The sequence below is a fragment of the Chloroflexota bacterium genome, assembly GCA_034717495.1.
Lineage (GTDB): Bacteria > Chloroflexota > Anaerolineae > JAAEKA01 > JAAEKA01 > JAYELL01.
This window is the reverse complement of the sequence record JAYELL010000054.1, coordinates 24,100-37,858: the sequence shown is the minus strand read 5'-3', so window position 1 is coordinate 37,858 and position 13,759 is coordinate 24,100. Positions and strand designations below refer to the sequence as shown.

At 57.8% G+C, this 13,759-nt stretch carries 11 protein-coding genes; 6 read left to right on the top strand and 5 right to left on the bottom strand.

All coding sequences use genetic code 11. The features are described 5' to 3' along the window. Nucleotides 1-348 precede the first annotated feature (348 nt). Nucleotides 349-1,269 carry a hypothetical protein gene (locus U9R25_10695; GenBank protein MEA3336369.1) on the bottom strand — a complete coding sequence of 307 codons (921 nt, stop codon included), beginning with the start codon at nucleotides 1,267-1,269 and terminating at the stop codon, nucleotides 349-351. A 211-nt stretch (nucleotides 1,270-1,480) separates the two neighbouring features. Between U9R25_10695 and U9R25_10690 the strand changes: the two genes are divergently transcribed. From U9R25_10690 to U9R25_10675, 4 genes are all read left to right on the top strand, one after another. Further along, nucleotides 1,481-3,610, top strand: coding sequence for a GAF domain-containing sensor histidine kinase (locus U9R25_10690; protein ID MEA3336368.1), 2,130 nt, complete (start codon nucleotides 1,481-1,483; stop codon nucleotides 3,608-3,610). Then, nucleotides 3,582-4,229 carry a response regulator transcription factor gene (locus tag U9R25_10685; protein MEA3336367.1) on the top strand — a complete coding sequence of 216 codons (648 nt, stop codon included), beginning with the start codon at nucleotides 3,582-3,584 and terminating at the stop codon, nucleotides 4,227-4,229. The genes U9R25_10690 and U9R25_10685 overlap by 29 nt, the downstream gene beginning before the upstream one ends. A gap of 109 nt (nucleotides 4,230-4,338) precedes the next feature. Further along, complete coding sequence (locus tag U9R25_10680; GenBank protein ID MEA3336366.1) at nucleotides 4,339-4,830, top strand: hypothetical protein; 492 nt, start codon at nucleotides 4,339-4,341, stop codon at nucleotides 4,828-4,830. An 11-nt stretch (nucleotides 4,831-4,841) separates the two neighbouring features. Then, the gene (locus U9R25_10675; protein MEA3336365.1) at nucleotides 4,842-5,597 is read left to right on the top strand and encodes a multiheme c-type cytochrome; all 756 of its coding nucleotides are present in this window, start codon (nucleotides 4,842-4,844) and stop codon (nucleotides 5,595-5,597) included. Nucleotides 5,598-5,976: 379 nt separating this feature from the next. On the opposite strand, the gene hybB is transcribed toward U9R25_10675, so the two are convergent. The 4 genes from hybB to U9R25_10655 are packed head-to-tail and all read right to left on the bottom strand — an operon-like array spanning nucleotide 5,977 to nucleotide 9,367. Continuing rightward, nucleotides 5,977-7,299 carry a Ni/Fe-hydrogenase cytochrome b subunit gene (gene hybB, locus U9R25_10670; GenBank protein ID MEA3336364.1) on the bottom strand — a complete coding sequence of 441 codons (1,323 nt, stop codon included), beginning with the start codon at nucleotides 7,297-7,299 and terminating at the stop codon, nucleotides 5,977-5,979. A gap of 3 nt (nucleotides 7,300-7,302) precedes the next feature. After that, nucleotides 7,303-8,238 carry a 4Fe-4S dicluster domain-containing protein gene (locus U9R25_10665; GenBank protein MEA3336363.1) on the bottom strand — a complete coding sequence of 312 codons (936 nt, stop codon included), beginning with the start codon at nucleotides 8,236-8,238 and terminating at the stop codon, nucleotides 7,303-7,305. Then, on the bottom strand, nucleotides 8,235-9,203 hold the full coding sequence (locus tag U9R25_10660; protein MEA3336362.1) for a multiheme c-type cytochrome: 969 nt from the start codon (nucleotides 9,201-9,203) through the stop codon (nucleotides 8,235-8,237). Before U9R25_10660 ends, U9R25_10665 begins: the two co-directional genes overlap by 4 nt. Before the next feature lie 38 nt (nucleotides 9,204-9,241). Then, on the bottom strand, nucleotides 9,242-9,367 hold the full coding sequence (locus tag U9R25_10655) for a hypothetical protein (protein ID MEA3336361.1): 126 nt from the start codon (nucleotides 9,365-9,367) through the stop codon (nucleotides 9,242-9,244). Between the two features lie 557 nt (nucleotides 9,368-9,924). Here U9R25_10655 and U9R25_10650 point away from each other — a divergent pair. Both U9R25_10650 and radA read left to right on the top strand, forming a co-directional pair. After that, nucleotides 9,925-12,159, top strand: coding sequence for a hypothetical protein (locus tag U9R25_10650; GenBank protein ID MEA3336360.1), 2,235 nt, complete (start codon nucleotides 9,925-9,927; stop codon nucleotides 12,157-12,159). Nucleotides 12,160-12,370: 211 nt separating this feature from the next. Further along, nucleotides 12,371-13,753, top strand: coding sequence for a DNA repair protein RadA (radA, locus tag U9R25_10645; GenBank protein ID MEA3336359.1), 1,383 nt, complete (start codon nucleotides 12,371-12,373; stop codon nucleotides 13,751-13,753). Nucleotides 13,754-13,759: the final 6 nt, after the last annotated feature.

Sequence of the window (13,759 nt, the reverse complement as noted above, 5' to 3'; positions counted from 1 at the left end):
TGTTGGGTTAGGGGGGCCGAACATGCCGTTCCCATCCAACCCCTGGTTTCAAAGTGGCCACACTCTCGTGTTGGCATCCGAACAGCCCCCCCGGCCCCCCAGAGGGGGGTGATGTGACCGGAGTTCCCCCCTTTGGGGGGTTAAGGGGCCGAACATGCCGTTCCCATCCAACCCCTGGTTCCAAAGTGACCACACTCTCGTGTTGGCATCCGAATAGCCCCCCCCGGCCCCCCAGAGGGGGGTGATGTGACCGGAGTTCCCCCCGTTGTTGGGTTAGGGGGGCCGAACATGCCGTTCCCATCCAACCCCTGGTTTCAAAGTGGCATTGCTCTAGCGACGAGTATTCGTCTAGAGCGTGGTCACGACTCGCTGCGCCTGTTCGCTCTCCTTGGTCCAGCCCAACCTGCGAAGACCGGCCTCGACTGCCTGGGGAACGGTGGCAAATCGTTCAATCCGGCCCACCACAGGCCGCGCGATATCAAGGTGTCCCAACGCATCAACAGGGGGACGAGCCAGAACGATGGTGCAATGGGTCGAGGATATCCCCTCGGCGGCCTGGTCGATTGCAGTCAGATCGCGGCGTCCCAGTTCGCCGGCAGGTGCGATATCCAGGACGATCCAGCGGGGGTTGTGTTGCCGTTTGAGTTGATGAAGCTCCAACTGCAAGGCGTCTGGGTTGATGCCGCCAACGACCCAGTTAAAGGGGATGACTATGACTCCCTTGACTACTGTCAGTGCTGATCCAAGAAGGTCCCGGTTGCCGGGATCGGCCTGCAGCGTCCGGGCCATCAGCCACGATGCAACCGCCACACAGATAACGATTGCGAGCAAAAACGCGATCAGGGTAGTTTGATCGAATACCAGGTCTTGCCCGTTGTTCCAAACCCGATAACCGCCCCCCAGGGCAACCACGACTGTGAGGGCTGCCGCCTGCCAGGCGATATTACGGCGACCAAGCACGAAGGCGGCAGCAAGGGGAATCAACGGGTAAAGCACCCATAGAGTCACACCGATTGTGCCAAGCCCAGCGGGTGCCAGAGCCAGGAGCAGGGCAGATAGCAGCAGGGTCCCAAGTGTCAGGACAGCTGGCGAGCGTTTCACGTAACGCAGATAGGGCAGAAGAAGAATGATGTCGATGGCTGGCGCGAGAAGGAAAAGCAGGGGCGCGCCCCCAAAATAGAGCGCCGCGGCCAACAGCAGATCCCCAACCAGTTTCAGGCGAGCCAACAGATGGGCCCGGCCTTCGACGACGTAACTTTGAAGGGCCATGGGTATTGGGAGTCTCCGGAATCGTTTGACAAATGTCTGGCAGAAGTGTACCATAACTCCCGGGTTGAGCAGAAATGCCTCCTGTTCCAGGTGTGGACGAAAGCGCCACTGGCCCTGGCTGTTTCCCCAACTTTCACATTTCATCTTGCGTTTCCGTTCCACTGGCGCGCGTCATAGGCTTCCCAGTTAACAGATGGTACAATGTAACTGAATGAATCCGATTTCGGCCTTCCTTGTGCGCTACGGCGTTCTCATATATTTTTTTTACGGCCTGGCCTTTTTTGCCATGGGACTGGCATTGGCCCTTGCAAGTCGCAGGAGGTCAGAGTTCCGATTTGCCCAGGCCATTGTGCCTCTGGCAGCCTTTGGCATTCTGCACGGCGTTCACGAATGGATCGTGATGTTCCAACTGGTGGCGGCATTGACCTCCGGGTATGCACCCACCGTGCTGCATGAAGTCATCCGCCTGGCCTTTCTCGTGGTCTCGTTTCTGATGCTATTAGCATTCGGCATGCGACTTCTGCGGCCAGGGCAGACGACAGGAGGCCGGCTGCTGTTTCCTCTGCTGATTGTGTTTGGCATCTGGGCAGCAGGAACGGTGGTGGTGACCCTGACGTTGCAGTTATCCTCGGATGACGCGGTTGGTATCGCCGATGTTCTGGCTCGTTACAGTTTGGGGATTCCTGCCGCTCTTCTGGGTGCGTGGGCATTAATGGCTCAGCAGCGGACTTTTCGCGAACATGGTATACCCCAGTTTGGCCGCGATCTGGTTTGGGCCGCGACGGCCCTGCTGCTCTACGGTGTGGTCGGTCAGCTTTTTGTCCGGGAGACAGTGCTTTTCCCATCGTCGGTCATCAACAGCGCCCTCTTTCTTGATTGGTTTGGCGTCCCGATCCAGCTTTTTCGCGGGGTCATGGCTGGCATTCTGGCCTTTTTCATGGTACGCACGTTGAATGCTTTTGAGGTCGAGAGCCAGCGGCGACTGGAATACGCGAACGAGGCAAGGGTAGAGGCACAGTCGGAGGCGCTGGTAGCTGCGCAACAGACCGGCCAGGAGAGGGAACGCCTCAATGCCGAGTTGCGAAATACCGCGCGTGAACTCGCCCTGATGCTGGAGCTTTCCAACCTGCTGGCGAGCCAAATGGAGATGCAGGCTCGCCAGCAGGCTGCTCTACAGCGGCTCGTGCGTAGCCTTGATTTTCCTGAGGCGGGCTTGATCTTGCTGATCAACCGGCGCACGGGCGACTTCGAAGTGCAGGCAGAGTGTTGCTGCGCCTCGGCAGACTGCTCTGCCCGGCTGGAGCGAGCTCGGGACTTGGGTGAAAAATGTGCAACCCAGAAGCTTGTATTATGCGAACACCTGGATGGCGAGGTGTTGGAAGTCTCATTTGAACAGGCGTTGACCGAACCCGAGTGCCATCTCTATGCCAGCCCGGTGACGATGATCAGTTTGCCTTTGTTCGTGCGGGAACAGGTCATCGGCAGCATAGTTCTGGTACAGGCTGGGGCCGAGGGGTATCACGACCTGGCGCTCGATGAACTGCAACTGATTTTGGGTGTGACACGGCAGTTGGGACTTTCCATAGAGAATGCCCGGCTATACAGCGATGCTCAGGATCGGGAGCAGACTCTTGGTGAATTGTTGCATCAGGTAGTGGGCGCCCAGGAAGCCGAAAGAAAGCGCATTGCCCGTGAACTTCACGATGCCACTGCCCAGTCACTGACGGCTATTGCCCTCGGCCTGCGTGGTGTGGAAACCCTGCTGGAAACCGATGGCAAGGCAGGGGGCCAATTGGTCAGCCAGGTGCGTGAAATAAAATCCTTCAGCACCGATGCGTTGGGCGAACTGCGACAGATCATCGCCGACCTGCGCCCCCCATTGCTTGACGACATGGGTCTGGCACCGGCGATCAGCTGGTATACCGAGGCGTTCGAGAAACGCCTGGACACGCCGGTTGAGTTTATTGTCGAGGGCACACCGGTTCGACTGCCATCGGAATACGAGACCGTGCTGTTCCGGATCTTCCAGGAAGCCTTGACCAACGTTGCCAAACACGCCGCTGCCTCCAGTATCACGGTGGTTCTGCGTTTTGTGCCGACTCTGGTCTGCCTGATCGTCGAGGACGATGGCAAGGGATTTGATGTGGGCCTGCTGTCGACAGGCCAGGTTCCCTACTCGGGTTGGGGATTGATGGGAATCCAGGAACGGTCCGCACTATTGGGCGGCGAGTGTGCCATTGATTCGGAGCCCGACGCCGGCACTCGAATATGGGTGAGCATTCCCTTACTTGGACAGGAGGTAGCGACAACTGATGTCGAAGATCAAGCTTCTGCTGGTTGATGACCACGACATTGTACGAGCTGGATTACGCATGTTATTCCTGGCTGAAAACGATTTCGAGATTGTGGGGGAAGCCGGCAGTGGCGAAGAAGCCATTTTGGCCCTCGAAGCGTTGGAGCCAGATGTGATACTCATGGATGTAGCGATGCCGGGCATGAGTGGTATCGAGGCAACGCGCCGGATCAAAGCAAAGGCTCCTGATGTAGCCGTATTGGCGCTGACCATGCATGAGGACGAACAATACTTTTTTGAAATGCTCAATGCCGGGGCATCGGGCTACGTGCCCAAGCGTGCTGCGCCTGACGATCTGGTGGCTGCCATTCGGGTCGCCAATCAGGGTGATGTTTTTATCTATCCATCGCTGGCCAAGCTACTGGTCAACGAGTTTCTGCAACGGGCTGAGGCGACATCGGCCACCAAGGAGGTACTCACCCCTCGCGAGCGAGAAGTGCTTACCCTGATCGCCGAAGGAAAGTCCAATAAGGAGATCGCCAAGGAACTGGTGATCAGCGTAAAAACCGTGGATCGGCACCGGGAGAATATCATGCGGAAACTCAACCTGCACAACCGGGTTGAACTGGTCAAGTACGCGATTGAGAAGGGGTTTATCAGCCTGTAACACAAGCAGCGGCCCTTTTTCTTTTCCCGGCCCTTCTCCCCACAAAAAAAATGGGGAAATTACCCGATTGAATCTGAGCCGCCCCCATGGTAAGCTGAGAATAGCGGCAGTGTCAACGGGACCTGTGTGCTATGGCTTGATCAGAAAAAAGGGCAACAGCATGGATGGCTTCACCGGCGCATTGACGATATTGGGACTGTTTGTTCTGCGTATTGGCGTACCTTTGCTGATCACGATCGGCATTGGCTACGTGCTTCTGCGCCTGGACGCCAGGTGGCAGGCCGAAGCCGAGGCCGGAAAACAGCCCCGGCAAAGGCCGGTCAAAGTGCAAGCGAAATCCCGGTCGCCGCGCGGCTATCCCGCCACGGCAGTGCCAACCATTCAACCAACCGCGATCAGTGTCATGGCAGGTCTGCCTTGCTGGTCGCTGAAGGGCTGCAGCGAGGCCATGAGGGCAGACTGCGCCGCGGGCCACCAGCCGGACGTTCCCTGTTGGACGGCGCGCCAGGGGGCTGAAGGAAGAATGCCCCCCGAATGCAGCAACTGTGACCTGTACACGCAGTACGCACCTGTCTGGGCGGAACGGCAGGTGATACACTAAGTGGGCGAAAAATGTCAAAACGAATCCCTGCCAACCTCCGGAATCGCTGCCAGTGGCTGGTGGTGGGGCTCACGACATCAATCATTGCAACAACCATAATCGGTTCCCTGTTGGGAGCGCCCGGAGCGGTCTCCCGTTCGGCTGCGAAAGCTGGAGATTCCCATGATTTCTGGGCCAGTGCCACCGGTCCCCAGCAGTGTGCCATCTGTCATGATCAGCAGTTTTTTGCCTGGGCCGGCACTGCTCACGCCCAGGCATCCTTCAATCCATCCTTCCAGGTGAAACTGAAGCAGACAGCGGAACCCTCCCAGTGTTTGCCCTGTCATACCACCGGTTACAATCTTGTTTCGGGGCGTTTTTCGTCGGCCGGTGTGACCTGCGAGGCGTGTCACGGACCCTATCATCCGGAACACCCGGCAGAAAGCATGGCTATCGCAACCTCGGCTGAACTCTGTGGCGCCTGTCACTCGACCACGCTGGATGAGTGGCGGGACAGCAAGCACGGACAGGTCGGGGTTTCCTGTGCTGCCTGTCACGAGGTGCATAGTCAGAAACCTCGCGTCGCCACCTCCAGCGACTCGTTATGCCTCCTGTGTCACCAGAGGGAGAAACTGGGTTCGGCCCACGCCGGCTATGGCTTCCCGGCGCAGGAGAAACTGTGCGTTGACTGCCACCTGGCACATCCCGTCGCCCAAGTCGTGATGGCTGGCGGGTCCCCCACAGGCCATACCTTCATGGCCGGCATCCCCTCATCCGGCAAAGATTAAAGCAATGCCACTTTGATACCAATGGCCTGTGAGATGCTCTCGCAGCGTGGATGATTGCTTACAAACTCCTGGTTTCTATCTTGTTCTGCCCCCCTAACCCCCCAAAGGGGGGAATCCCGCTCACATCACCCCCCTCTGGGGGGACGGGGGGGGGGCTGCCCGGATGCCAACACGAGAGCAATGCCACTTTGATACCAATGGCCTGTGAGATGCTCTCGCAGCGAGCAGGTGCACGGGCACACCAGCAGGCGCGTGCCGTGAAGTAGGTGTTGCCATAACTTTAGTGTACAGTATCCAACAAAAAACCCCGGCTCCTCTGCCGGGGCAATTGATTGTATCAGAGTACACCACTGTGCACCCTCACGCCGGTCGCACGTCTTTACCGGGATGCCTCATGTTCTTCCTCGTGAAACACCGGCAGATACTTGGCCGCCAGCCCGAAGGCGATTACACCGAGCGACACCAGGGTCATTGTGACCACCAGTTCCATCCATGATGGGGTATAGATCTGTCCGGTGTAGGGCAGCAGGCCTATCAGGCTGACATTGAATCTGTTCAGCACGACGCCAAAGACCACGATCAGAACAGCGCCCAGGAACAACACGCCATGTCGTTGGCGCAAGGGCCTGATGGAGAAAAGCACGATCGGCAGCATTACGCCGAGACCGATCTCTGCCCAGAAGCTGGCGGCCTGGAGCGTTGGCTCAAACATCAGAGGCCAGGCGCCTCGCACAACCAGATCGATAGCCCGCACCGCGAGGTAGATGGCAAGTACCACCGCTGCGGCTTTGGCCAGGTCGACCAATAGGTGTGTTTCCAGACCACGGTTGAACGCCTTGGAGCTGAGCGTAGACTCTACGATGGTCATGGCAAGACCGACGGCGATAGCCGACATCCAGAAGAAAACAGGCAGGTAGAGGGAGTACCACAAGGGTGAAACCTTGGTTGGCATCAGTACCCACAGGGAACCAAGGGATGATTGATGCAGCGTGGAGAGAACGACACCCATGATCACGAAGGCGATCGATACCTTCTTCAGAAGCTGGGTGAGCTTCACGGTAGGCAAGCGGGTGGTCACAGCCTCAAAATGGTTGACCTTTTCCAGCACCACGGGCAAAAACTCGATCAGAAGAACGGTCGTGTAGGTGGCCACGCAGACACCCACCTCCCAGAGCACCGAATGGTGCTGCCAGTGGAAGAGCGGTCGCCACACGTTGTACGGCCTGCCCAGATCCACTATCAGTCCGGCGACGACCAGCAAGTAGCCCAGCAGCCCGGTCAGAATAGCCGGACGGACCAGTGGTTCGAACCGTTCGAGACGGAAGATGTGCACCGTGGCTGCGATGACAAAGGCTCCGGCCGCCAGGGCCACGCCGCACATGACATCAAAGCTGATCCACAGTCCCCAGGCGAACTGATCGCTGAGATTGGTCACTGCGCTAAGGCCATATACAAAGCGCAGCATGATGATCCCCAGGCCAGTGCCAATCAACGTGAGAAGCAGTCCGCGGGTCAGCAACCATCGCAATGAAGGTGCGCGTAAACGGGGCGCTGGCAGGAATTTTGGCAGGGAAGCGGTCATCGCTGTGGGCCGGTCCACCATGCGTAAGGCAAGGCGCCGGGCACCGACGATGAACAGGACAGGAATCGCAACACTAAGAGCGAGAACCAACCAGAGCGCGGGAGAAGCCAATAGCTCCATCTTTTACTCCTCCTCTTTCACAACCAGCGCTTCCGGCACAATATCCTCCGGTTCGGCAGGTTTCCGATGGGTAATGAAGGCAGATCCGGCCATCAAGGCGGTCATGCCGGCGATGACGGTTGGAAGTTTACTCATGATTTTTTCGGTTTCCTGTGCCGGCGCGGTATCAGGCAGGTTGGCGACGAAGCCTAGCTGTTCGAAGGGCACATCCGAGAGATAAAGCACGGAAGTGCCGCCAACCTCGTTTTCACCATAGACATGATCGATATAGCGCGCAGGATTGCTGGCGATCTGGGCGTGGGCCTGGGCCAACAAGTCATCCCTGCGTCCAAAGCGAAGAGCACCCGTTGGACAGGCCTCGACGCACGCCGGCAACTGACCTTCCTGGAGCCCTTCGAAGCACATCCAGCACTTACTGATCTTGGGCGTGAGCCCGTTATCCCAGTCGAAACGAGGTATCTCGAAGGGGCAGGCCACCTGGCAGTAGCGACATCCCAGACAGCGATCGGCCCGGTAGATCACGGGGCCTTCGCCGCTATTGTGCATGGCCGCCGCCGGGCAGGCGGAAACGCATGAGGCATCCAGGCAGTGCATACACTGTCGTTTCACGTACCGTGTAACAGTTGTGCCGTCTGCCTTGGTCACCTGGTGCTCTTCGACGAAGGTGTAGGTGTCGGCATCCAGCGCCGATGGCACCACATCCGCATCAGGCAATTCGTTGCTTGCCTTGCAGGCCAGAGCGCATGAGTCGCAGCCCGTGCAGCGGGTCAGGTCAATCAAGAGGCTCCAGGTTGGACCATGACTCTCGCTATCACCACTGGCATAGCCAGACAGAGCCTGTTGAGGCAGCATGGCCAGACCGAAGGCAGCCGCCGTGCCGGTCCCGACTCGCTTCAGAAAACCGCGCCGGGAGATCTGTGTGTTCTTTGAGGCGCTCATGATTCACGGCTCCCCTGATTGATGAAGCCAATAAAGACGATAGCGATTATCCCGAGAAGAGAGCCAATGCCGATGCCCAATCCCAGACTCACGGCAGCAAAGATCGGTGTCTGCCGGCTGGTCTTTTCGGCTTCTTCACAGTCGGCCTCGTTTTCAGAGGAGATGACGGCCGAGCCGGGAACAGTACGTCCAGACGTGCCTGAGAGGGACACCATTTCGCCTGTCTGGAATGTCTCGCCATGGCAGTTGGCGCATGCCTCTGCGCTCACGTCGAACGTATGGCTGGGCGCCTTGCCGCCGAAAAGGGGATTATCGACCATTAGCGCCACCGAGTCGGGTGAAGCATGGCAATCGGTGCACTGGACACTGGCTCTGGCGTGGGCAATATGCCCTGAATCTTCTAGACGATCTCGATGGCATGATTGGCAGAGTGTCTGATCGGTCAGCCTCAGATCCTGGGAGTGGACCTGGTGACAGCCGATGCACTGCACGTTGGCATTGCCGTGGGCTGTCTCTTGCCACTCCTTGTGGGTCTCTATATGACAATTGCTGCAGACAGCCGAGTCGACCTGTAACTGCATCACGCCGTTTTCCGGATGGTCATCGACGTAGGCGCCGTGGCAGGCCTCGCAGGTTACGCCGCCACTGGCATAGGTGTGCAGATCGGGATCGAAGTTGGTTGTATGACAGGTCATGCATTGGCAGTCGACGGTGGAACCGGCCTCACCACAGGCTAATTCGTGGACATCTTCGATCGATGAGAGCGCGCCAGCGTGCGGGGAGTTTTCCCAGCTACGGGTTTCTGCCATGTGGCATAACGCGCACTTTTCCGGCCCCGAATACTCTGGCTCGGACTGATAGGCCAACCCCGATACCGGTAGAAGGACCAGAAGAAAGAGAGTGAGACCGCATGCCAGCAACATCTGCCGGGATCGCATGCGGTGGTGTAGAGAAAATCCTAGCATGGCATTTCTCCTGCTGGAAGTGAGAGGCGAGAGACCGATCACGTTGTGACCGGAAATGCCTGGTCAATACGCCGGGCAACGATGCCTAATAGAATCACGGATACAAACGGGACACCGAGTCGGAGAATTGCCAGCCCGATGATCGACACTACTGGGGTTATCATGACGATGCTCCTTTACCACTGAACTGCAGAGATCAACATTGCAGTGAACCCTTCCGGTATTTCGACAGCTTTCCTATGTTCAGTCTAACATGCGGACCGGGTTGATTTCAATCGGGGATTGTCCCCATCTTGGTTTCCATGGGCGACAGGCGTTTGTGGGGCACTGACCGGGAGGGCATGGGGAAGATTCCCATGACAATCGTGGTGGAAATAGCCCAATTCACTGGTTTGCCAATGGCTACGAGCGAAAATGCAGGACAAAAACCGGGGATTCTCATGATTTGCTGTTGAAAATATGATCTATATCATGGCGCGCCACTCAATTTGCTGGTATAAGTAGGAATACGTAGTGCGCGTCGACGGTTCCTTGACATTGTGGTGTTATTTGGACATGATGAAGGCACCAATCAATTTACCGTTTCGTAGACGCCTTCTTTTTAAAACCTACCCTCTATTCGTCCCGCGCATTGGGAGGAATATCCCCACTGATCTCAATGCGCTCACCAAGCTTCGTGGGCGCCATAGCGGCGCACATGTAAGCGGAGAAGGAGAAGCCGATGAAACGTAGCTACCTGCTAATTGTAGTGCTGCTGGCATTGGGATTGTTGCTTGTTGCATGTAGTACCCCCAGCCAACCGGCACCCGCGCCAGCAACGACTCCGGTCGAGTGTCCGGAGTGCCCCGATTGTCCACCTGCAGAGCCCTGCCCTGAATGTGCACCCTGTTCAGAGCCGGAGCCCTGCCCCGAAGCCGAGCCTTGCCCGGAGCCAGATCTCTCTGCCGTACCCTTCGCCGAAGCCTGGCTGGCGTCGGGCCACGCGGACGCCGAGGCAGAAGCCTTTGCCCACTGGAACGAGGATGATCCCGCCGTGGTGCCGGCCAACTGTGCCAAGTGCCACAGCGAGGGTGGTTATCTCGATTTCCTGGGTGAGGATGGTTCAGAGCCAGGTGTGGTAAATGAAGATCACCCGGTAGGCTCTACTGTTACCTGTGTTGCCTGCCACAACCAGTCCACGATCCACAAGGATAGTGTGGTATTTCCCTCGGGCGCCGAGATAACTGGCCTGGGTGATGAAGCTCGCTGCATGGAGTGCCATCAGGGCCGCGAGTCGACGGTCAGTGTCAATACGGCCATCGAAGAAGCTGGGTTGACCGAGGATGTGGACACTGTCAGCGAGGAGTTGGGCTTCAAAAACGTTCACTACTATCCGGCTGCCGCTACCCAGTATGGTACCCTGGCCCAGGGTGGTTATGAATACGACGGCAAGGCCTACGACGCCAAGTTCTTCCATGTCGAGGACTACAACACGTGCGACAGCTGCCATAGCTCCCATACCCTTGAGATCAAACTGGCGGAATGCCAGGCCTGCCACACCGATGTCGAATCCGTTGAGGATTTCGCCATGGTGCGCATGGAGGGCTCTGAGGCCGACTACGATGGCGATGGCAACGTCGAAGAAGGTGTGATGGAGGAGATCCAGGGCCTGCAGGAGATGCTTTCCCCGGCTATCCAGGCCTATGCCACGGAAGTCATCGGCACGCCGATCGTGTACACGCCGACTGGATATCCCTACTTCTTCATCGATACCGACGGTGATGGCGAAGCCAGCCAGGAAGAAGCCAACTATGGCAACAAGTACAACGCCTGGTCGCCACGGCTGCTCAAGGCGGCGTACAACTACCAGCTCTCCCAGAAGGATCCGGGTGAGTTCGCCCATAACGGCAAGTACGTCATCCAACTTCTTTACGACTCCATCGATGATCTGAACCAGGCCATCGCTGAACCCGTGGATCTTTCCGCGGCTGCCCGCATCGATCCTGGACACTTTGCCGGATCGGAGGAAGCCTTCCGCCACTGGGACGAGGATGGCGAAGTATCGGCGTCCTGCTCGAAATGCCATACTGCCGATGGTCTGCCCATTTTCCTGGACCAGGGAGTCAACCTATCTCTGGAGCCATCAAACGGGTTCAACTGTACCACCTGCCACGAGAATCTTGACGACTATGCCCGATACGAGGTGACCGAGGTCGAGTTCCCCAGCGGTGCGGTGCTGTCCATGGCTGATGCAGACAGCAATCTCTGCATCAACTGCCATCAGGGCCGCGCCTGGACTGGCACCTTGGACAAAGCCACCGAGGGGCTGCCGCCCGATGCCGTTCCAGAGAATAATCTGCGCTTCTCCAATGTTCACTACTTCGCCGCTGGCGCAACTCTGTTCGGGGACGAGGCCAAGGGCGCCTATCAGTATCCTGATCTCGAATACCTGGGTAAGTTCGGACACGTAGAGGGCTTCCAGGACTGCACCGACTGTCATAGCACCCACGAGTTGGAGGTCAAGACCGACAGCTGCTTCACCTGCCATGTGGATGTTGAGGATGTCGCGGATATCCGGGGTCCGGCCTCGGTTGCCGACTACGATGGTGATGGTGATGTGGATGAAGGGATTGTTGGCGAGATCGGGACGATGGCTGACAAGCTCTACGAAGCTATGCAGCTCTATTCTGCCGAGGTAGTAGGCGCACCCATCGTGTACGAATCGCACAGCTATCCCTACTTCTTCAACGATACCAGCGGAGATGGTGTGGCGGATCCGGATGAGGCGATTTACCCCAATGCCTACTCCAGTTGGACACCCAACCTGCTGAAGGCTGCCTACAACTATCAGTACGTCCAGAAGGATCCAGGTGCATTCGCCCACAACGGCAAATATGTTATCCAGGTTCTCTACGACTCATTGGCGAACCTGGGTGAACAGGTTGCCGTCGAAATGACAGGCATGGTGCGCCCTTGATCCCTGCTGTCTGACCAAGTTGATTTTCGAAAGGGCCGGGCATGCATGCGTGCCCGGTCTTTGTTGTCGTATGGATGGGCACGCTGTGCCATCCCTTGTTATTGTTGGTTTGACCTCAACCCAAAAAATCAGTACAATTGTTCTATTGCTGTTGCATATCAACGACCGATCAAATCAGAAAAACTGCAAACATCTGAACGCCGAGGTCCTCATGGCCAAAATCAAGGTTCGTTTTGTCTGCCAGGAATGTGGAAGCACTCATCCAAAATGGATGGGTAAATGTCCCGATTGCGGGGAATGGAACACCCTGGTTGAGAAGCAGATCATCGAGTCGCCCAGACAATCCAGAGCAGGCCGCACCCTGATGCCTCTGGAGGCAGGTGGCGAACCACAACCCCTGCCGGAGATTGCATCGGACGGTTTCGACCGTGTGCCGGTGGAGGGCACCGAGTTGAGCCGGGTACTGGGCGGGGGAATCGTACCAGGCTCCGGTGTGCTGGTCAGTGGTGATCCAGGCATCGGCAAATCGACCTTGTTGTTGCAGCTGGCGGCCAACATGGCCCGCACCCAGGGCAAGGTGCTCTATGTAAGTGGCGAGGAGAGCACGCGGCAGATCAAGCTGCGGGCAAGCAGGCTTGGCATCGAAGAGCCCAATCTCTTTGTGCTGGCCGAGATCCACCTGGAGCCCATTCTGCAACATGCCGCAACGCTTCAACCCACGCTGATAGTGGTCGATTCGGTGCAAAGCATCTATTCAGACGCCAGTACCTCGGCGGCGGGAAGTGTCAGCCAGGTGCGCGAGTGTACAGCTCAATTGTTACGGCTGGCCAAGAGCCAGAGCATCCCTGTTTTTCTGGTGGGGCACGTGACCAAGGAGGGGGCGATTGCCGGGCCGCGGGTGCTGGAACATATGGTAGACACTGTACTCTATCTGGAAGGGGAGCGTTTCCAGGCCTACCGGCTGCTTCGCAGCGTCAAGAATCGCTTCGGGTCCACCGACGAGGTTGGTGTCTTTGAGATGGTGGAGAAGGGCCTGCGCGAGGTCAGCAACCCGTCGGAGGCCTTCCTGGCGGAACGCTTGCCCAACGCGGCCGGCTCAGCCATCGCCGTAACGATGGAGGGTACCCGACCCTTGTTGGTCGAGGTGCAGGCACTGGCTTCGACTACCAGCTTTGCACAGCCGCGGCGTACAGCAAATGGAATCGACTTCAACCGTCTTCTGCTGTTGACCGCTGTACTCGGCAAGCGGGTTGGCTTTCGCCTTAGCGACCAGGATCTTTTTATCAATGTGGTGGGTGGCCTGCGCATCAACGAGCCTGCTGCCGACCTGGCGGTTGCAATTTCCATTGCCAGCAGTTTCAGGAACGTGCCCGTTCCAGCCGATCTTGCGGTCGTGGGTGAGGTGGGATTGAGCGGCGAAATACGCAGCGTTAGCCAATTGCCCCGCCGGCTCAACGAGGCTGCCAAGCTGGGTTTCACCCGCTGTCTGGTCCCCAAGCGCCGGGGCAAACTGCCAGCGCCACCCAAAGGCATGGAGGTCATTGGCGTGCGGACCCTGCGCCAGGCTCTGGAGGCAGGGCTGGGTGGGGAATAAACCTGC

Coding starts and splice junctions, on each gene's coding strand:
- U9R25_10675 (MEA3336365.1), top strand. CDS start 4,842: ATGTCAAAACGAATCCCTGCCAACCTCCGGAATCGCTGCCAGTGGCTG.
- U9R25_10690 (MEA3336368.1), top strand. CDS start 1,481: ATGAATCCGATTTCGGCCTTCCTTGTGCGCTACGGCGTTCTCATATAT.
- U9R25_10660 (MEA3336362.1), bottom strand. CDS start 9,203: ATGCTAGGATTTTCTCTACACCACCGCATGCGATCCCGGCAGATGTTG.
- U9R25_10665 (MEA3336363.1), bottom strand. CDS start 8,238: ATGAGCGCCTCAAAGAACACACAGATCTCCCGGCGCGGTTTTCTGAAG.
- hybB (MEA3336364.1), bottom strand. CDS start 7,299: ATGGAGCTATTGGCTTCTCCCGCGCTCTGGTTGGTTCTCGCTCTTAGT.
- U9R25_10650 (MEA3336360.1), top strand. CDS start 9,925: ATGAAACGTAGCTACCTGCTAATTGTAGTGCTGCTGGCATTGGGATTG.
- U9R25_10655 (MEA3336361.1), bottom strand. CDS start 9,367: ATGATAACCCCAGTAGTGTCGATCATCGGGCTGGCAATTCTCCGACTC.
- U9R25_10685 (MEA3336367.1), top strand. CDS start 3,582: ATGTCGAAGATCAAGCTTCTGCTGGTTGATGACCACGACATTGTACGA.
- radA (MEA3336359.1), top strand. CDS start 12,371: ATGGCCAAAATCAAGGTTCGTTTTGTCTGCCAGGAATGTGGAAGCACT.
- U9R25_10695 (MEA3336369.1), bottom strand. CDS start 1,269: ATGGCCCTTCAAAGTTACGTCGTCGAAGGCCGGGCCCATCTGTTGGCT.